The organism is Acidovorax sp. SUPP950, from assembly GCF_030158935.1.
Taxonomy (GTDB): Bacteria; Pseudomonadota; Gammaproteobacteria; order Burkholderiales; family Burkholderiaceae_C; genus Paracidovorax.
In genome coordinates, this window is sequence record NZ_BQXE01000001.1 from 579,412 (window position 1) to 597,355 (window position 17,944).

At 63.6% G+C, this 17,944-nt stretch carries 18 protein-coding genes and 1 pseudogene; 9 read left to right on the top strand and 10 right to left on the bottom strand.

The window, feature by feature from the left end:
- Positions 1-28: 28 nt before the first annotated feature.
- The 9 genes and pseudogenes from AVME950_RS02840 to AVME950_RS24360 form a co-directional block, all read left to right on the top strand.
- Positions 29-1,057, top strand: coding sequence for an NrtA/SsuA/CpmA family ABC transporter substrate-binding protein (locus tag AVME950_RS02840; protein ID WP_284428687.1), 1,029 nt, complete (start codon positions 29-31; stop codon positions 1,055-1,057).
- On the top strand, positions 1,054-3,480 hold the full coding sequence (locus tag AVME950_RS02845; RefSeq protein WP_284428688.1) for a molybdopterin-dependent oxidoreductase: 2,427 nt from the start codon (positions 1,054-1,056) through the stop codon (positions 3,478-3,480). Before AVME950_RS02840 ends, AVME950_RS02845 begins: the two co-directional genes overlap by 4 nt.
- 160 nt (positions 3,481-3,640) lie before the next feature.
- Positions 3,641-4,543, top strand: a complete 903-nt coding sequence (locus tag AVME950_RS02850; RefSeq protein ID WP_284428689.1) for a glutamate ABC transporter substrate-binding protein — start codon at positions 3,641-3,643, stop codon at positions 4,541-4,543.
- 6 nt (positions 4,544-4,549) lie between these two features.
- Positions 4,550-5,212: an ABC transporter permease subunit gene (locus tag AVME950_RS02855; RefSeq protein ID WP_272568813.1), complete on the top strand. Its 663-nt coding sequence runs from the start codon at positions 4,550-4,552 to the stop codon at positions 5,210-5,212.
- Positions 5,209-6,009 (top strand): amino acid ABC transporter permease, encoded by an 801-nt coding sequence (locus AVME950_RS02860; RefSeq protein WP_284428690.1) that lies wholly within the window; start codon positions 5,209-5,211, stop codon positions 6,007-6,009. Before AVME950_RS02855 ends, AVME950_RS02860 begins: the two co-directional genes overlap by 4 nt.
- Before the next feature lie 223 nt (positions 6,010-6,232).
- Positions 6,233-6,505 (top strand): hypothetical protein, encoded by a 273-nt coding sequence (locus AVME950_RS02865; protein ID WP_284428691.1) that lies wholly within the window; start codon positions 6,233-6,235, stop codon positions 6,503-6,505.
- A 167-nt stretch (positions 6,506-6,672) separates the two neighbouring features.
- Entirely contained in the window at positions 6,673-7,245 is a 573-nt protein-coding gene (locus AVME950_RS02870; RefSeq protein ID WP_284428692.1) for a DUF3885 domain-containing protein, read from the top strand.
- A 172-nt stretch (positions 7,246-7,417) separates the two neighbouring features.
- Positions 7,418-7,774 carry a GNAT family N-acetyltransferase gene (locus AVME950_RS02875; protein WP_284428693.1) on the top strand — a complete coding sequence of 119 codons (357 nt, stop codon included), beginning with the start codon at positions 7,418-7,420 and terminating at the stop codon, positions 7,772-7,774.
- Positions 7,775-7,826: 52 nt separating this feature from the next.
- A pseudogene (locus AVME950_RS24360) lies at positions 7,827-7,895 on the top strand (hypothetical protein); the annotation flags it as partial.
- A 4-nt stretch (positions 7,896-7,899) separates the two neighbouring features.
- Here AVME950_RS24360 and AVME950_RS24365 read toward each other — a convergent pair.
- From AVME950_RS24365 to AVME950_RS02920, 10 genes are all read right to left on the bottom strand, one after another.
- A complete protein-coding gene (locus AVME950_RS24365; protein ID WP_502869351.1) occupies positions 7,900-8,100 on the bottom strand; it encodes a DUF6980 family protein in 201 nt (66 codons plus the stop codon).
- A gap of 333 nt (positions 8,101-8,433) precedes the next feature.
- The gene (locus AVME950_RS02880) at positions 8,434-8,856 is read right to left on the bottom strand and encodes a hypothetical protein (protein ID WP_284428694.1); all 423 of its coding nucleotides are present in this window, start codon (positions 8,854-8,856) and stop codon (positions 8,434-8,436) included.
- On the bottom strand, positions 8,853-9,449 hold the full coding sequence (locus tag AVME950_RS02885; RefSeq protein WP_284428695.1) for an RHS repeat-associated core domain-containing protein: 597 nt from the start codon (positions 9,447-9,449) through the stop codon (positions 8,853-8,855). The genes AVME950_RS02880 and AVME950_RS02885 overlap by 4 nt, the downstream gene beginning before the upstream one ends.
- 16 nt (positions 9,450-9,465) lie before the next feature.
- Complete coding sequence (locus tag AVME950_RS02890; protein ID WP_284428696.1) at positions 9,466-10,701, bottom strand: transglutaminase family protein; 1,236 nt, start codon at positions 10,699-10,701, stop codon at positions 9,466-9,468.
- Positions 10,702-10,937: 236 nt separating this feature from the next.
- Positions 10,938-11,633, bottom strand: coding sequence for an ABC transporter ATP-binding protein (locus AVME950_RS02895; RefSeq protein ID WP_272563916.1), 696 nt, complete (start codon positions 11,631-11,633; stop codon positions 10,938-10,940).
- Between the two features lie 3 nt (positions 11,634-11,636).
- On the bottom strand, positions 11,637-12,431 hold the full coding sequence (locus tag AVME950_RS02900; protein WP_272563917.1) for an ABC transporter ATP-binding protein: 795 nt from the start codon (positions 12,429-12,431) through the stop codon (positions 11,637-11,639).
- On the bottom strand, positions 12,428-13,738 hold the full coding sequence (locus AVME950_RS02905; protein ID WP_284428697.1) for a branched-chain amino acid ABC transporter permease: 1,311 nt from the start codon (positions 13,736-13,738) through the stop codon (positions 12,428-12,430). Before AVME950_RS02905 ends, AVME950_RS02900 begins: the two co-directional genes overlap by 4 nt.
- A 4-nt stretch (positions 13,739-13,742) precedes the next feature.
- A complete protein-coding gene (locus AVME950_RS02910; RefSeq protein WP_284409351.1) occupies positions 13,743-14,696 on the bottom strand; it encodes a branched-chain amino acid ABC transporter permease in 954 nt (317 codons plus the stop codon).
- Positions 14,697-14,781: 85 nt separating this feature from the next.
- Entirely contained in the window at positions 14,782-16,017 is a 1,236-nt protein-coding gene (locus tag AVME950_RS02915; RefSeq protein WP_284401886.1) for a branched-chain amino acid ABC transporter substrate-binding protein, read from the bottom strand.
- A 149-nt stretch (positions 16,018-16,166) separates the two neighbouring features.
- Complete coding sequence (locus AVME950_RS02920) at positions 16,167-17,807, bottom strand: 3-(methylthio)propionyl-CoA ligase (protein WP_284428698.1); 1,641 nt, start codon at positions 17,805-17,807, stop codon at positions 16,167-16,169.
- Positions 17,808-17,944: the final 137 nt, after the last annotated feature.

The window sequence follows — 17,944 nt, forward strand, 5'->3', positions numbered from 1 at the left end:
CCGAATGACTTTTTCTTTCTCCCGCACCATGACCTCCGCCGTTTCGACCGACGCTTTCGCCGCCCCCCACGCCCCATCGTCCTCCCGCCGCAGCTTCCTGCAGGCCGGCCTGCTGGCCGGCGGCCTGGCCGCGCTGCAGGCACCGGCCTTCGCCGCCAACCCGGCCGCGCGCAACACCGACACCGTGCGCCTGGCCTGGGGCCGCGGCGGCCTGCCCGGCCTGGCCAAGACGCGGGGCGCGTTCGAAAAGCGCCTGGCCCAGGACGGCATCAAGGTGCAGTGGGTGGGGCCGTTTCCCAACCACGCGCCGTCGCTGCAGGCGGTGACAGGCGGCAGCAGCGACTTCGGTTTCGGCGGCAGCACCACGCCCGCTCTGGCGGCCATGATCGCGGGCTCGCCGCTGGTGTTCACGCAGTTCGCCATCGTGGAGCCGCGCAGCACGGCCATCATCGCCAAGGACGGCTCGGGCATCGACAAGGTGCAGGACCTGGTGGGCAAGTCGGTGGCGGTCAACCGCTCGGGCCTGGGCGAATTCCTGCTCGTGGCCGCCCTGGAAAAGCACGGCATCGACCGCAGCCAGGTCAAGTTCGTGTACCTGAACCCACCCGACGCCGGCCCCGCCTTCGCGCAGGGCAAGATCGACGCCTGGTCGATGTGGAGCCCGGGCGTGGACATCGCCCGCACCGAGTACAAGGCGCATGACGTGTTCTTCGAGGGGCGCGACCTCGACTTCCTGATCGACTTCAACTCCTACGTCACCCACCGGAAATTCGCCGAAGAGAACACCGCCATCGTGCACGCCGTCAACGCGGCCTACGCCGCCGAAGCCCAATGGGCCACGCAGAACGCGGCCGAGGCCGAGGCGCTCTACCAGCAGGACGCCAACTACAGCGACGCCGTGCGCGCCTCGCTGCTCCAACTCAAACGCCGCTGGGAGGTGCACGGCGTGAACGACGCAGCCTTCATCCAGAAATTCCAGAACGCCGCCGACTGGCTGTCGCAGCGCAAGATCCTGCCGCAGAAGGTCCAGGTCAAGGACTATCTGGCCCGGCTGTGAGCACCGCCCCGCGAACCCATCCGCCTCACTCTGCGAATCCGGCGCCGACGGCCCACGCCGCCTTCACCGCCACGCACTGGGGCGTGTACCGGCCCATCGTCGAAGGCGGCCGGCTCACCGGCATGGCGCCTGCGCCGTGGGACGCCGCGCCCTCCCCCATCGGCCAGTCCCTGCCCGGCGCCATCGACTCGCCCACCCGCGTGCGCCGGCCCGCCGTGCGCCGCAGCTTCCTGGACCCGGCCACGCGCCACACGAGCGGCCACCTGCGCGGGCGCGAGCCCTTCGTCGAACTGCCGTGGGACGTGGCGCTGGACCTGGTGGCCGGCGAACTGCGCCGCGTGCGCGCGGCCCACGGCAACGAGGCCCTCTTCGGCGGCAGCTACGGCTGGTCGAGCGCGGGGCGCTTTCACCACGCGCAGAGCCAGCTGCACCGCTTCCTGAACGGCTTCGGCGGCTACATCGCCAGCAAGGACAGCTACAGCCTGGGCGCCGGCCGCGTGCTGTTGCCGCACATCGTCGATGGCATGGACGCGCTGCTGCAGCACCACACCGCGTGGGACGTGCTGGCGCAGCACTGCGAGCTGTTCGTGGCCTTCGGCGGCCTGCCCGTGCGCAACACGCAGGTGAGCCCGGGCGGCGCGAGCGACCACGGCGCGGCGCCGGCCCTGGCCCGCATGGCCGCGGGCGGGCGCACGGCCTTCGTCAACATCAGCCCGGCGCGCGACGACCTGGCGGCCGTGCCCGGGGCCGAGTGGCTGCCGATCCGCCCCGGCACCGATACCGCGTTGATGATGGGCCTGGCCCACGTGCTGGTCACCGAAGGCCTGCACGACGCCGCCTTCTGCGCCCGCTACACCGTAGGCTTCGACCGGGTGCGCGACGCCCTGCTGGGCCACGGTGCCGACGGCACCGCCAAGACGCCCGAGTGGGCCGCCGCGCACACCGGCATTCCCGCCGAGCGCATCGTGGCGTTGGCGCGGCGCATGGCCCGCCAGCGCACCCTCGTCAACTGCACCTACTCGCTGCAGCGCGCGCGGCACGGCGAGCAACCGTTCTGGATGGCCGTCACCCTGGCCGCGCTGCTGGGCCAGATCGGGCTGCCCGGCGGCGGCTTCGGCCTGGGGTACGGCTGCATGAACTACATCGGCAGCGGGCACGGCAGCTTCTCGGGCGCGCGCCTGCCGCAGGGGCACAACCCCGTTGGCGCCTTCATTCCCGTGGCGCGCATCGCCGACATGCTGCTGCAGCCCGGCGAGCCGTTCGACTACAACGGCGAACGCCATCGCTACCCTCATGCCCGCCTGCTGTACTGGGCCGGCGGCAACGTGTTCCACCACCACCAGGACCTGAACCGCACCATCGAGGCCTGGCAACGGCCCGAAACCATCGTGACGCACGAACAGGTATGGACGGCGCAGGCCCAATACTCCGACATCGTGCTGCCCGCCACCACCTCGCTGGAGCGCGACGACATCGGCAGCGCCGCCAGCGAGCCGCGCATGATCGCCATGCGCGCTGCCATCGCGCCCGTGGGCGAGGCCCGGGACGACTACGCCATCTTCCGCGCGCTGGCCGGGCGGCTGGGCTTCGAGGCCGCCTACACCGAAGGGCGCGACACCGCGCAATGGCTGCGCCACCTGTATGAAGCCGCCCGCCCGCGCGCCGAAGCGGCGGGCATCGCACTGCCCCCGTTCGATGCGTTCTGGAGCGCCGGCCACCTCGAACTGTCCCGGCCCGCCGCACCCGTGGTGCTGCTGGAACGCTTTCGACAAGACCCGGCCGCGCACCCGCTGCCCACGCCCTCGGGGCGCATCGAGCTGTTCTCGCAGACCATCGACCGCTTCGGCTACGACGACTGCCCGGGCCAGGCCACGTGGTTCGCGCCCGAGGCATCCGCCTGGCCCATCCACCTGCTGTCGCACCAGCCCGCGGCGCGGCTGCACAGCCAATACGACCACGGCCGCGTGAGCCGCGCCACCAAGGTGCAGGGCCGCGAGCCGATCACGTTGAACCGCGCCGACGCACTGCGCCGCGGCATCGCCGGGGGCGACGTGGTGCGCGTGTTCAACGCCCACGGCGCCTTCCTGGCCGGGGCAGTGCTGAGCGACGGCCTGCGTCCCGGCGTGGCGCAGATCGCCACGGGCGCCTGGTACGACCCGCTGGACCCGCAGGTGGCCGGCAGCCTGGACAAGCATGGCAACCCCAACCTGGTCACGCCAGATGTCGGCAGTTCCCGCCTGTCGCAGGGCTGCGCGGCGCAGAGCGCGCGGGTGGAGGTGGCGCTGTGGCGGGGGCCGTTGCCGGAGGTGACGGCGTTCGAGCCGCCGCAGCGGTTGAAAGTGGACGCAGCGTTCGCCCATTCGGCCACAAGCCAGCCCCAGCCCGATCAAGACTTATACCCCAATTGGCCTCCAGCACAGTAGTTACTAGGGCATAATGCTATCAATTAAATAGCACACATGCCGACGGAGCATGTCGAGGGCGAGTCGGGCTATGCTCGCCGCTGGCACGCGCCCGTGGCGCCGCAGTCCGGCGATCGGTGCTATACACGGATTCACGCAACACACCATTCAAGAGGAACGCATGTCGATCAAAACCCTTCTGAAATCCACCGTGGCGGCCCTGGCGATCGCCTCCAGCGGGTCGCTTTTCGCACAGGGCACGTCCATCAACACCGCGGCGTTCGACGCGCTGGTCGCGCAGGGCCCCGTCGCTGACGCGGCCACCATCGCATCCAGCACCTGGGCCAGCAAGATCAAGCAGGCCGGCACCCTGCGCCTGGGCGGCACGCAGACCTCGAACCTGTTCTCGCTGCTCAACGAGAAGGACGGCAGGATGCGCGGCTTCGACGCCGGCCTGGCCCAGCTCATCACGCGCTACATCCTGGGCGACGGGGCCAAGGTCCAGTTCACGCAGGTGACCTCGGCCACGCGCGAGCAGGTGCTCATCAACGGTCAGGTGGACATGGTGTTCGCCACCTATTCCATCACGCCCGCCCGCGCCGAGAAGATCTCGTTCGCCGGGCCCTACTACACCTCGCAGGCCGGCGTGCTGGTCAAGGCGAACAACAAGACCATCCAGTCACACGACGACCTGGCCGGCAAGAAGGTCGCCACGCAGGCGGGCTCCACGGGCCCCGCGATCCTGGCGCAGTACGCGCCCAAGGCGGCCGTGCAAGAGTTCCAGACCCACCAGGAGGCCCTGGACGCCCTGCGCCAGGGACGCGTGGATGCCTACGTGACCGACCACACGCTGCTGCTCAACGCCCTGAGCCTGGGAACCGGCGACGCCAAACTGGCCGGCGCCCCCTTCGGTGCGCAAGACCCCTACGGCATCGGACTGCCCAAGGGCTCGGACGGCGTGGCCTTCGTCAATGCCTTCCTCAAGAAGATCGAAGCCGACGGCACCTGGGCCAAGCTCTGGACCATTTCCATCGGACAGCGAACCGGCAGCACCGCCGTGCCGACGCCCCCCGCCCTGCCCTGATCCCCGATGGGCGAGGTCTCCCGGCTCCTGGCCGACCACGGGCCTGCCTTCGGGCAGGCCCTTTTGCTGACGTGGAAGCTCACGGTTCTGTCGTTCGTGCCCGGCTTCGTGCTGGGCATGGCCGTGACGGTGCTTCGGCTCTTGCCGCTGCCGCCGCTGCGCTTCGTCCTGACCGTCTACGTCGAGATCTTCCGCAACATTCCCAGCGTCGCGCTGCTGATCTTCATCGTGTTCGCGCTGCCCGACCTGAACGTGCTGTTCGACTATGAGCCCGCCGTCATCCTGACGTTGATACTGGTCTGCTCCGCGTTCACGGCGGACTACCTGCGCTCGGGCATCAACACCGTGGCCGGCGGCCAGATCGAGGCCGCCCTCAGCCTGGGCATGCGCCCGATGCGCATCGTCTCGGCGGTGCTGCTGCCGCAGGCGCTGCGCGCGGTGGTGCAACCGATGACCTCGCTGCTCATTGCGTTGATGCTGTCCACCTCGCTGGCATCGCAGGTGCCGTTTCCGGGCCGGGAACTCACCACGCTCGTGTCCAAGATCGCCAACGACTCCGCGGCCGGCATGGCCGCGTTCGCAGTGGCCGCCGCGATGTACGTGGCGTCCGGGCTGCTGATCGCCTGGGCCGGCGCCGCCCTGGAAAAGAAGGTGCGAATCCTGCGATGAGCCGCCCCCTCGAAGACATCCTGTTCGGGGCGCCCAGCCCCCGGGCCCAAACCGTCGCGCGTGTCGCAAGCGGGGCCGCGGCGGCCCTGCTGCTCCTGCTGGCGGCGGCGGTCGCGTTCCGGTTCCACTCGGCGGGGCAGCTCGACGCCCGGTTCTGGAAATTCTTCGCCTGGCCCTCGACCTGGGCCTTCCTGGCCAAGGGCCTGCTCGGCACGCTGGCCTCGGCGGCGATGGCCGCCGTCATCGCGCTGACCCTCGGCCTCGTACTGATGGTGGGCCGCCGGGCGCGGTTGCGGCTCGTGCGCTGGCCCAGCACCGCGGCCATCGAGTTCCTGCGTGGCACGCCGACGCTGCTGCTCATCTACGTGTGCTTTCTGGTACTGCCGTCGGCCGGGATCAAACTGAGCACCTACTGGATGCTGACCCTGCCCGTCGGCCTGAGCACCGCCGCCGTCGTGGCCGAGGTGTACCGCGCGGGCGTGCTCGCCGTTCCCCGAGGCCAGACCGATGCCGCGCGAAGCCTGGGGCTGACCGAGGTCCAGGTCTTTTCCGTCGTCGTCTTTCCCCAGGCGCTGCGCTACATCGTCCCGGCCCTGGTCGCGCAACTGGTCATCGTGGTCAAGGACACCACCTTCGGCTACGTCGTCACCTATGGCGAACTCATGCAGAACGCCAAGGTGCTCATCGCCAACTACCACTCGCTGGTACCGGTGTACCTGGTGGTCGCGGCGCTGTACTGCCTGGTGAATTACGCGATCTCCAGGGCGAGCCAATGGCTGGGGCGGCCGGTGCATTGAACGCTATCAAAGGACTCGCGGGTCGGTGACGCGGCGCTTTGGCAGAGGAAAAAAAAGGAGGTTTAGTGGGGACCGACTCTGGTCGTTGGCGGACGTGGCAGTCGGTGTCACGCCCTGTAAGACGACGCCTGCACGTGGGAGCTGAGCGACCTCAACGAACCGAAAGTGTCCAATTGCGCAGGGCGGAATTCGATCCGACGCGCACATCGAAAGGCTGGTTGGTATGCATGATCACTTCTGTCACCAGATGACGGCTCATCTCGCAACGGCCAGTTTTATCTTTCCTATGAGCCCCGCTTTCAAGAAAATGGAGTCCATTACCGCGCTGAATGCGGCGGTGGTATTCAGAGAATCGTCTATTGCCCATGGCGCGGGTTCAACTGCCCCCTCCTTGCGCGATGCTTGGTTCGACGAGTTGGATCCCTTAGGCCTTGAACCCGAAGGTGATCTACCAGCACCACTTCGGTCTGACGCGTGGCGGCGCAAGCCGACATGATGAGTCCATCAGGCAGGAGCGACGAATCACAACACGTGCTTTGCTGACGGCTTCAGGCTGGTCGCTACCAATCCGTGGCCGTGAACGAATGAGTACTATCTTGCGAGTCGGCATGGCCGCTTTCAGCCTACGCAATCAGCAAAATGCGCTTGGATAGCGTAACGAATATGCACCCTGATCCCCTTGCCTGGTGGCAGTCTGAGTTCGGCGAGATTGCCCCTCGCGGGCATCTTCTGCGTCGCGCGCTCAGTGCGAAATGGGTGCGGTTCCATTCACTCCCTGACTCAAAGCGGTACGCGGAATCGCTGGAGGAATACGCCGAAATTGAACATCGACACCATCTCGTCGCCTCAGCGCTCTTCAACGCCGGCGAGCCCTTGTACGTTTTTCGCGCACACCATGATGAGGCCAGGCTGCGTGGAAAAGCGAGGCATCAGCTTGCCGGGCGGCAATTCAGAGAGGCCTTGGCTGTTGTGCCGCCCATCAGTCTCGGACAGGACAAAGAGGATCGAATGTATGTCCGGGCTTTCGTTTCCAAATGGAAACCTGATTTTTTCGAAGCTGCGATTCGCCTGCTAGCCGATTGGAAAGAGGTGGGCGTATCGTTTGTCTCTCCGTCCACAAAGAACATCCTCTGTCCCTACGATGGAGGAATGGACGTCTTTACGTACTCCATCGCGCCGGAAGAGCTTCGCGCCCTCTTCGCGGACTGGCGATCGCCTCGTCCGGACGGTCTATGAACGATAGCTTTGGGCCCACAGCGTCCTGACACGGTGGGCAGAATCCGGCTAGAAGCAGACCTTCGCGATCACCGCTACTTCATGAGAACCTTGCCCCCCAGAAATTCGGCCTGCCTCCGCCATGGACGTGAACGCAATGTTCAAAGTCAGGGCATCTGTCGGAGAAAACACGATGACTGCCGACGAGCTTTCGGCGATAGGCATCACGCCGGAAGCAATCGCCCTTGCCGTTAGTAGCGCACCTTGCGCGTGGGTCGCGACCATCGATGAGGAAATCGTTGGCTTCGCGATGGTCGATTTGGACGACGCGTGCCTGTTTGCCCTGTTCGTGTTACCCAAACATGAGGGTTGCGGGATAGGCTCGCGCCTGACCCGGATTTGTGAACGCGCGTTGTTCGAGCGGCACCCTGCCGCGTGGCTCGAAACCGCCAATGGGAGCCGCGCTGCGCGGCTCTATCGTCACCTCGGATGGGGTAGCGAGGTCGAGATTGGTGACGGAGATATCCGACTGAAGAAACAGCGACCATGACAGCTGCGACGCGATCGGCACGGATACAGAGACCGGCGCGGCTTATCTGAGCATCGTTGTCCATCTGCCGTGGGACCGAGATGCGATGCTTCTCCTACAGAGAAAGATCAATCGCTATGTCGGGTTCATCGAGACCGGCGAACTCGCTGAGGTCTACCCGTCACGCAAACGCAAGCCGCCCGTAGAGACGGTGGCAGTTTTTCCCTGCACCACGGGCAATAGTCAATCGCCTGATAGCTTCCCCCGTTACCGTATGTGATTTCGTATTCTCTGAATTTTGGAATAAATTCCAAATTAAAATCATCCGAAATTACCCCATCATACATGGCCGAGCAGCAGTGTCGAAAAAATTAATTTAACAATTACCAAGCTACATTCTATATTTAATAAGTAAATTAGCTCAAAAAGTGTTCGATTTACCCAAATCCCTTATCTTCGTAAGACCAAGTGAGAAAATCGCCTTCTCAGTTATCTTTCCTTATACAAATTTTTTCATCGCGGTCATATACAACTTCTCCGGGCACCCTGCCTCAAACGGTCAAAAAATTTCTTTTCCACTTTTGCACATTGATATTCATATCCATTTTCACCAGCAGGAGTGCAATGATGCCCATAAAAAACGTGGCCTACAGGACTACACTTTCGCAGCCATTTATATTTTAATTATTATTTGAGAGCGTTTTTAAATCAGCCTCCATAAGCCCTGCAATCGCCTTATAGTCATCAAACGCTTGCGCCATTACATTTGAATGAAAATTTAAAACATGGTTTCTAACTTCCTCCTCATTTTTAAATGCGCCACTATCTTGCAATTTTTTTATTAATAAAGGCTGTAGAATCCAATTTCTACCGACCTCACTCAAAGACCATGGAAAATTACCGTTATAATTTTCCAACAATGAAGTCAAGCAAGAAATAAGACGATTTTCGAGATAATCGTCTACCGTATTTTTATCAAATCGCCAAACAGCAATAGGCAGTACAAATCCGATTTGCTCAGGCTTCAATACGGGATACCGAAACCATTCCAATTTGGCAACGCCTTCCAAAGCATTAATAACACCTCTGCCAAAATCTTTCATTTGATTACCACCCCAGGATTTAACTGCTGAATCATTCGTGTCCAATCACCAAGAGGGACTGGAATGCTATTTAAGCGCGGATCATATATATATTTTCCGTCACTATAAACCTCGTGGTATTTAAATCCAGCATCCAGCTTGCCATACTCAATCAGGCGTATATCACCACCATTCTTTCCTGTAACTCGCAAAATTCGTCCATCGCCTGCGGTGCTCATTAATACCTTTGCAATTTCAGAGCAATCAGTTCCCGTCGTAATTGGAAGATTATTCATTTTCTCAACTACTGTGGCATTTGGTGCATGCAGCGCGTTTGGACCACGAAATGGCCGAGTCACACCAGGCCCAGTAAGTGGCAGAGGAGGAAGACCCGCAAGCCCACCGCCTCCAACTCCCTCCGGCGCCAAAGCCAAAGGATTCATTCTTACCAGACCAGTTGCGTCGATATAGTTCAGTGGATCGCCGTCCACATAAACATATCTATTCCACCCACCATCCAGCCCAATTGGATCGGCCTGTATATACCGTGCTAGTGCAGGCCCTTGCACCAAGCTCAAAAAACTAACAAGCAATATATATTTAAACCATTTCATCAAGATTCTCCCTCTCCTAAATTTGAAATTTTGCATTTGCGCCGTATCCATTTTTGACAGAAATTTCCAATGGCCGCCAACCCAGCCCATAAGCCCGATCGTAAATTGACTTGAGTTGATCATCCAGCATCAGGAGCCGCGGGCGCTGATTCATCGGTATATCACTGGGCCCAGGATATTTTCTAATAAACTCCCGCTTTCGGATTTCCTGCGTCGCAGTGAACAGATTCAAAAGCGCACAGATGTCATTGGGACTGTATTTCAATAAAAATTGGGCCATAGCGGCATGCCGATACGGTTGATCCTGCTTTTCATAGAACGCCATGAGCGTTTCTGCCATGGCGACAATGGCCTCTTTTTTGGGCATGGGCCGCAGGTAAATCCCTGATTTCAGAGCAATGTCGGTCATGGGCGACTGCTGGCGCAGCCAGGCGTCCCGCGTGAAACCGGCGCCGCTGGTCGTTTCCAAGTTGTACAACTTGCCGTCGCTGTCTCGCCATTGCACGAACAGATGGTTGGGGGCGGCCGCCAGGCTGACGTCCAGACCCAGCCGCTGCCCTAAGAAGATGAAAAGCAACGGCATCGAGACGCAGTTGCCCTTTCTGCTTCTCAGGTAGTTGGACAGCAGTTTGTTTTTGATAGCGCGGCCCAGGGGATCTTCCAGGTCGTATTGAAATGGCCGCCGCTCGTTCCACTCGTTGGGCTGATAGATGTGAAAACGCAAGGCATCCAAGATCAAGCGTTTAGACGCCCCTGTGGGCAGCGTCTTTCGAATCCCCCGCGCCATCTCATTCAATCGTTCCAATGTCGCATCGACATCGACACTGGGGTCCATCATTCGGTCGATGACCAATTTGGCTCTGGACAGGTCGATGTCGGCCTCTGGGGCTTCCAACATCTTCTGGATGATTTGTCGGTTTTCATCCGGCGGTTGGCTCAGTCGCTGGGCATGGGCCATCGAAACCAATGCCAGGAAGAAGATGGCAGATGCCCATCGCGTCAAACGCACCGCCAAGGCCAGACATTGAGGCGTGGGAGAGGGGCTCGATGCATGTTCCGCCTCGCCCCGTACCCGCTTCGGTCGGGGGCGCGTTGCAAGATTTCGCGGGCCCTGTAATGCACTGCTGCGTTGGGTCTTGCGGCCATGATTGGTGTGCATCCCTGGGCACGCCCTTCTGGACTTGTCCATGGCCGAAGCCAAGACCTGTGCATCGCCGACGTGCACGCACATGGCCGCGCCTTCTGCGCTCATTGAAACCTCCCCGTTTCATCTTTTTTGTTGGGGCGGATGTTAAAGGCAGAGCGGCCGGCGCGGGGCAAAAATGCATGCCAAATATTAACTATTTGTTAACCACCGATCAGTGTGTTGCGTGCGATGGTTTTGAGTGGCTTTTGTCGCGCGAATGCTCGTGGGCGTCCTCCATAGGCCAGAGGAGCCCTCAGCGGGACAGGGTGGCAGGTTGCGTCAAAAGCAACCCCACCCGCCCCTCACACCTCCAGCCACTCCTTGCGCACATAACTGTTCTCGCGCAGGCCCTGGGGCGTACCCTCGAAAACGATGCTCCCATGGCCCATGACCAGCGCGCGGTCGGAGATGGTCATGGCGATGGTGAGCTTTTGCTCGATGAGCAGCACCGAGATGCCGCGCGCCTTGATCGCCATGAGGTACTGCCCCACCAGTTCCACGATCTTGGGCGCGAGGCCTTCGGTGGGCTCGTCGATGATGATGAGGTCGGGGTCGCCCATGAGGGTGCGGCACAGGGTGAGCATCTGCTGCTCGCCACCCGACATGACGCCGGCTTCGGTGTGCTGGCGCTCCTTCAGGCGCGGGAACATGCCGTACATGTCGTCGAAGCTCCAGCGGCTGCCTTTGCCCTTGCCCTTCTGGCCCAGCAGCAGGTTCTGGTGCACGGTCAGGTTGGGAAAGATGTCGCGGCTTTCGGGCACGTAGCCCAGGCCCAGGTGCGCGATCTCGTAGGCCTTCTTGCCATCGAGGCGCTGGCCCTTCCATTCGAGCGTGCCCTCCCAGTCCACCAGGCCCATGATGGCCTTGGCGGTGGTGGAGCGGCCCGAGCCGTTGCGCCCCAGCAGCGCGACGATCTCGCCCGGCTGCACGCCGAACGAGACGCCATGCAGCACGTGGCTCTTGCCATAGTAGGCGTGCAGGTTGTCGACCTTGAGCATGGTTCAGTGTCCTTCCGCCTGCTGCGCTGCCGCCACGGCCGAGCCCAGGTAGGCCTCCTGCACGCGCGGGTTGGCGCGCACGGCCTCGGGGGTGTCGAAGGCGATCACCTCGCCGTAGACCACCACGGCGATCTTGTCGGCCAGGCCGAACACCACGCCCATGTCGTGCTCCACGGTGAGCAGCGTGCGGCCCACCGTCACTTCCTTGATGAGGCGGATGAAACGCGCGGTCTCGCTCTTGCTCATGCCGGCAGTGGGTTCGTCCAGCAGGATGACGTTGGCGCCCCCGGCGATGGTGATGCCGATCTCCAGCGCGCGCTGCTCGGCGTAGGTGAGGTTCATGGCCAGCGTGTCGCGCTTCTTGTCCAGGCGGATCTGCTCCATGAGTTGCGTGGCGCGCTCGTTGGCATCGTGCAGGCGCGAGAGAAAGCGCAGGAAGGTGTAGCGGTAGCCCAGGCTCCACAGCACGCCGCAGCGCAGGTTCTCAAACACGCTGAGCTTGGGAAAGATGTTGGTGATCTGGAAGCTGCGCGACAGCCCCATGCGGTTGATCTCGTACGGCGCCTTGCCGTCGATGCGCTGGCCGTTCAGCAGCACCTGGCCGCTGGTGGCGCCGAAGCGTCCGCTGATGAGGTTGAACAGCGTCGACTTGCCGGCGCCGTTGGGGCCGATGATGGCCACGCGCTCGCCCGGGGCCACGCACAGGTTGGCGCCGCGGATGATCTCGGTCTTGCCGAAGCGCTTGTGCAGGTCGCGCAACTCCAGCGCATAGGGGGTGTTGACGGGGGTCACGCTCATGCGGCCTCCCCCCGCTTGATGTCCTGCTCGATGGCTTCCTGGATGGCGCCCCATTGCAGCAGGAACTGGCGCCGCACGGTCTCGAACAGGCCGAGGCCCACCAGCAGCACGAAGCCCGCCCCGAACCAGCTGGATAAGGCCCGCGCGTTCAGCGTGGCGCCGAGAAAGTTCATCTGTGGCCCGAGCGCCGAATTGAGCTGCAGGTGGTAGGTCATCTCCACCATGCAGGCCGCGCCCAGCACCGCCACCAGGGCCGTGCAGCCCAGGGCCAGGTACGACACCCACAGCGTGCGCAGCCGGCCGTACTTGGCCACGCGCAGGTTCATCATGATCAGGCTGGCGATGCCGCCGGGCGCATACATCACCATGAACAGGAACACGAGGCCCAGGTACAGCAGCCAGGCCTTGGACAGCTCGGACAGCAGCACCGAGGCAAAGACCAGCAGCACCGCGCCGATGATGGGCCCGAAGAAGAAGGTGGCCCCACCCAGGAAGGTGAACAGCAGGTAGCCGCCCGAGCGCAGCACGCTCACGCTGTCGGCGCCGGTGACGATCTCGAAGTTGATCGCCGCCAGCCCCCCGCCCACGCCCGCGAAGAAGCCCGCGATGATGAAGGCGAAGTAGCGCACGCGCTGCGTGTTGTAGCCGATGAACTCCACGCGCTCGGGGTTGTCGCGCACCGCGTTCAGGATGCGGCCCAGCGGCGTGCCGGTGAAGGCGAACATGAGCGCGGTGCACACAAAGCAGTAGGCCGCGATCAGGTAGTACACCTGGATGGCCGGGCCGAAGGTGATGCCCATGAACCCCTTGCCGTACACGCGGTCGGTGGTGATGCCGCCCTCCCCGCCGAAGAACTCGGGGAACATCAGCGCCATGGACGCCACCAGCTCGCCGATGCCCAGGGTGATCATGGCGAAGGTGGTGCCCGACTTCTTGGTGGTGACGAAGCCCAGCAGCACGGCGAAGAACAGCCCCGCCAGCCCGCCCACGAGCGGGATGAACACCAGCGGAATGGGCACCGCGCCCTTGCCGGCCAGGTTCATCGCATGGATGGCGATGAACGAGCCCAGGCCGGTGTACACGGCATGGCCGAAGCTCAGCATGCCGCCCTGCCCCAGCAGCATGTTGTACGAGAGGCAGATGACGATGAGGTAGCCGATCTGCGACAGCATGGTGAGCGCCAGGCTGCTGGTGAACAGCATGGGCGCCACGATGAGCGCGGCCGCGAACAGGCCCCAGATGACGATGCGCCCGATGTTGAGCGGCTTGAACCGGTAGGCCGGCGGCGATGAGGTGTGGGAGCGCATGGGTTCAGTCCTCCCGCGTGCCGAGCAGGCCCTTGGGCCGGAAGATGAGGATCAGCACCAGCAGCAGGTACGGCAGGATGGGCGCCACCTGCGACACGGTGAGCTTGAGCAATGGCCAGCCGAAGGTCTGCTCGGTCACCGCCATGCCGGCCGCGCGCAGCGCATGCGCCAGCGAATAGTCCAGCGCCACCGCGAAGGTCTGCAGTACGCCGATCAGCAGCGAGGCGAGGAAGGCCCCGGCCAGCGACCCCATGCCGCCCACGACGACGACAACGAAGATGATCGAGCCCACCGAGGCCGCCATCGCCGGCTCGGTGACGTAGGTGTTGCCGCCGATCACGCCCGCCAGCCCGGCGAGCGCGCAGCCGCCCCCGAACACCAGCATGAACACGCGCGGCACGTTGTGGCCCAGCGCCTCGACCATGTCGGGGTGCTTGAGCGCGGCCTGGATCACCAGGCCGATGCGCGTGCGGGTAAGCAGCAGCCACACGGACAGCAGCATCAGCAGGGCCACCAGCATCACGAACGACCGCGACTTCGGGAACTGCGTGCCGTACAGCGTGAAAAGCGGCCCCTGCAATTGCGCGGGCAAGCCGTAGGGCACGGTGGAGCGGCCCCACACCAGCTGCACCACCTCCAGCACCAGGTACGACAGGCCGAAGGTCACCAGCAGTTCGGGCACATGGCCGTACTGGTGCACGCGGCGCAGCGCGTAGCGCTCGAACGCGGCACCGAGCGCGCCCACCAGCAGCGGCGCCACGAACAGCGCCACCCAGAAGCCGACCAGGCCGGACAGGGTGTAGGCGATGTAGGCCCCCAGCATGTAGAAACTGGTGTGGGCGAAGTTGAGCACGCCCATCATGCTGAAGATGAGGGTGAGCCCCGAACTGAGCATGAACAGCAGCAGCCCGTAGCTGACGCCGTTGAGCAGCGAGATCACGAAAAACTCAAGATTCATCGAAGAACAGCGCCCGCACGGTTAAAAAAAGAGCCCGAGGAACCCCGGGCCCAAGGTCTCACAGCAATGAAATCGGATGCCCGGATCAGGAGGGCCGCTTCATCTGGCACGAGGTGGGCGTGCTGGCCACGTAGGGCTCGTAGTACTTCACCGGCACGAAGGTGTAGCCGGTATTTTCCGCGTCGTTGGGGTACTTGCCGCCGGCCTTCTCCCATTTGGAGACGAACAGGCCCTGCTGCAGCTGGTGGTCGCTCTTGCGCATCTCGACCTCGCCGTTGAAGCTGTTGAACTTCATGCCCTCCAGCACGGGGGCCACCTTCACCGGGTCGGTGGACTTGGCCTTCACGAAGGCGGCATCCAGCATGGCGAAGGCGTGGTACACGGCACCGGTGTACATGTCGTCGTTGAACTTCTTCTTGTACTCGGTGACCACGCGGCCGATGTCGCCGGGCAGGTTCAGGTGGTTGTACGACACCATGTACACGCGCCCCGCCGCCGCCGCGCCCATGGCCGTGGGGCTGCCCGTCACGCCGCCGTAGTAGGTGTAGAAGTTGACGTTGGCCAGCCCCGCATCGTTGGCGGCCTTGATGAGCAGGGCCAGGTCCGAGCCCCAGTTGCCGGTGATCACGCTGTCGGCGCCGGACTGCTTGATCTTGGCGATGTAGGGCGCGAAATCGCGCACCTGGGCCAGCGGGTGCAGGTCGTCGCCCACGATCTGCACGTCGGGCCGCTTGCGCGCCAGGTTCTCCTTGGCGAACTTGGAGACCTGCTGGCCATGCGAGTAGTTCTGGTTGATGAGGTACACCTTCTTGACCTCGGGCAGGTCCTTCATGAAGGTGGTCATGGCCTCCATCTTCATCGAGGTGTCGGCATCCAGGCGGAAGTGCCAGTAGCTGCACTTGCTGTTGGTGAGGTCGGGGTCCACGGCGGCGTAGTTGAGGTACATGACCTCCTTGCCGGGATTGCGCGCGTTGTGCTTTTCCAGCGCGTCGATGATGGCCAGCGCCGGGCCGGAGCCGTTGCCCTGCACCACGTAGCGCGCGCCCTGGTCCATGGCAGAGCGCAGGGCGCTGGTGGTTTCCTGCGGGCTGAGCTTGTTGTCGATACCGATGATCTCGAACTTCACACCCGCCGCGTTCTTCTTGTTGAACTCCTCCGAGAGGAACTGGAAGCTCTTGAGCTGGTTGGTCCCCACCGCCGCCATGAGGCCGGACAGCGGGTCGAGCCAGGCGATCTTCACCGTGTCGCCCTTTTGAGCGAACGCGCCGCCAGCGCTCACCAGGATTGCGGATGCAGCTACAGCCTTGATAGCAAATCTCATCGCTTGTCTCCTCTTGGGTTCTTGAATGGAACAGGGCGCAGCGTAAGGCACGCCACAGAGGAGATGCTCAGGGATTCACCCTATCCGCTATCCCGCATGCGACTGGGCGGCGGCCTCTCGCGGCCGCCCCCTCGCCGCATCGGCGTGCGTCACAGGCCCGGCAGGCGGTAGTCCTTGAGCTGCTCGCGCAGCTTGGCCTTGAGCATCTTGCCCGTGGCGCCGATCGGGATCGCGTCCACGAACAGCACATCGTCCGGGATCTGCCACTTGGCGGTCTTGCCCGCGTAGAACTGCAGCAGTTCCTCGCGCGTCACCTCCGCGCCCGGACGCTTGACCACCGCCACGATGGGCCGCTCATCCCACTTGGGGTGCGGCATGCCCACGCACGCGGCCATGGCGACGGCCGGGTGTGCCATGGCGATGTTCTCGATGTCGATGGAGCTGATCCACTCGCCCCCGGACTTGATCACGTCCTTGCTGCGGTCGGTGATCTGCATGTAGCCGTCGGCATCGATGGTGGCGACATCGCCCGTGGGGAACCAGCCGCGGCCCTGCGCATCGGGCACCAGCGGATCGCCCTTGCCGCGGTAGTAGTTCTCGACGATCCATGGGCCCTTGACCAGCAGGTCACCATAGGTCTTGCCGTCCCAGGGCAGTTCGTGGCCGTCGCCGTCCACGATCTTCATGTCCACGCCGTAGATCGCGCGGCCCTGCTTCATGAGGATCTGCATCTGCTCGCCGCGCGGCAGCGCCAGGTGCTTGTTCTTGAGCGAGCACAGCGTGCCCAGCGGACTCATCTCGGTCATCCCCCACGCGTGCAGCACGCGCACGCCGTAGTCGTCCTGGAACGACTGGATCATGGCCGGCGGGCAGGCCGAGCCGCCGATCACGGTGCGCTTCAGTTGGCCGAAGCGCAGGCCGCCCGCCTTCACGTGGTTGAGCAGCATCTGCCACACGGTGGGCACGCCAGCGGCGAAAGTCACGCCCTCGGCATCCATGAGTTCATAGACCGATTTGCCGTCCAGCGCCGGGCCGGGAAAGACCACCTTGGCGCCCACCAGCGGCGCCGAGTACGGCAGCCCCCAGGCATTGACGTGGAACATCGGCACCACCGGCAGCACCGCATCGCTGGCCGACAGGCCCATGACGTCCGGCAGCGCGGCGGCATACGCGTGCAGCAGGGTCGAGCGGTGGCTGTAGAGCACCGCCTTGGGGTGCCCGGTGGTGCCGCTCGTGTAGCACATGCTGGAGGCGGTGTTCTCGTCGAACGTGGGCCACAAGTAGGTGTCGGGGGCTTCGCCGATCCAGGCTTCGTAGCTCAGCAGGCCCGGGATGCCGCTGTCGGCGGGCAGCTGGTCGGCATCGCACAGCGCCACCCACTGGCGCACCGTGGGGCACTTGGCGTGCACGGCCTGCACGATGGGCAGAAAGGTCATGTCGAAGCACAGCACCCGGTCTTCGGCGTGGTTGACGATCCACGCGATCTGCTCGGGGTGCAGGCGGGGGTTGATGGTGTGCATCACCCGCTCCGAGCCGCTCACGCCGTAGTACATCTCCATGTGGCGGTAGCCGTTCCAGGCCAGGCTGGCCACGCGGTCGCCGGCTGCCAGGCCCATGCCGTCCAGCACATTGGCCAGCCGCCGCGCCCGCACCGCCATGTCGCGGTAGGTATAGCGGTGGATGTCGCCCTCGACGCGGCGCGACACGATCTGCACGTCGCCGTGGTGGCGCTCGGCGAATTCGATCAGCGTGGAAATCAGCAAGGGTTGACTCTGCATCAGGCCCAGCATGTTGGCTCCTTGGGTTGTCGTTGTGAATGGTTCCGCGGCATCCTACCGTGCGCCCTGTGTGCTGCCGCCCTGGGGGCGCCAAGCGCCGGGGCCGCATCTGTCGCCAGCTTGACAGCCGCCGCCGCGGCCCCGGGCGC

Excerpts from the sequence above, each read along its gene's own strand:
- AVME950_RS02885 (WP_284428695.1), bottom strand. The coding sequence starts at position 9,449 with ATGAAATGGTTTAAATATATATTGCTTGTTAGTTTTTTGAGCTTGGTG.
- AVME950_RS02840 (WP_284428687.1), top strand. The coding sequence starts at position 29 with ATGACCTCCGCCGTTTCGACCGACGCTTTCGCCGCCCCCCACGCCCCA.
- AVME950_RS02910 (WP_284409351.1), bottom strand. The coding sequence starts at position 14,696 with ATGAATCTTGAGTTTTTCGTGATCTCGCTGCTCAACGGCGTCAGCTAC.
- AVME950_RS02915 (WP_284401886.1), bottom strand. The coding sequence starts at position 16,017 with ATGAGATTTGCTATCAAGGCTGTAGCTGCATCCGCAATCCTGGTGAGC.
- AVME950_RS02865 (WP_284428691.1), top strand. The coding sequence starts at position 6,233 with ATGCATGATCACTTCTGTCACCAGATGACGGCTCATCTCGCAACGGCC.
- AVME950_RS02855 (WP_272568813.1), top strand. The coding sequence starts at position 4,550 with ATGGGCGAGGTCTCCCGGCTCCTGGCCGACCACGGGCCTGCCTTCGGG.
- AVME950_RS02860 (WP_284428690.1), top strand. The coding sequence starts at position 5,209 with ATGAGCCGCCCCCTCGAAGACATCCTGTTCGGGGCGCCCAGCCCCCGG.
- AVME950_RS02875 (WP_284428693.1), top strand. The coding sequence starts at position 7,418 with ATGACTGCCGACGAGCTTTCGGCGATAGGCATCACGCCGGAAGCAATC.
- AVME950_RS02900 (WP_272563917.1), bottom strand. The coding sequence starts at position 12,431 with ATGAGCGTGACCCCCGTCAACACCCCCTATGCGCTGGAGTTGCGCGAC.
- AVME950_RS02895 (WP_272563916.1), bottom strand. The coding sequence starts at position 11,633 with ATGCTCAAGGTCGACAACCTGCACGCCTACTATGGCAAGAGCCACGTG.
- AVME950_RS24365 (WP_502869351.1), bottom strand. The coding sequence starts at position 8,100 with ATGTATGATGGGGTAATTTCGGATGATTTTAATTTGGAATTTATTCCA.
- AVME950_RS02870 (WP_284428692.1), top strand. The coding sequence starts at position 6,673 with ATGCACCCTGATCCCCTTGCCTGGTGGCAGTCTGAGTTCGGCGAGATT.
- AVME950_RS02880 (WP_284428694.1), bottom strand. The coding sequence starts at position 8,856 with ATGAAAGATTTTGGCAGAGGTGTTATTAATGCTTTGGAAGGCGTTGCC.
- AVME950_RS02920 (WP_284428698.1), bottom strand. The coding sequence starts at position 17,807 with ATGCTGGGCCTGATGCAGAGTCAACCCTTGCTGATTTCCACGCTGATC.
- AVME950_RS02890 (WP_284428696.1), bottom strand. The coding sequence starts at position 10,701 with ATGAGCGCAGAAGGCGCGGCCATGTGCGTGCACGTCGGCGATGCACAG.
- AVME950_RS02850 (WP_284428689.1), top strand. The coding sequence starts at position 3,641 with ATGTCGATCAAAACCCTTCTGAAATCCACCGTGGCGGCCCTGGCGATC.
- AVME950_RS02905 (WP_284428697.1), bottom strand. The coding sequence starts at position 13,738 with ATGCGCTCCCACACCTCATCGCCGCCGGCCTACCGGTTCAAGCCGCTC.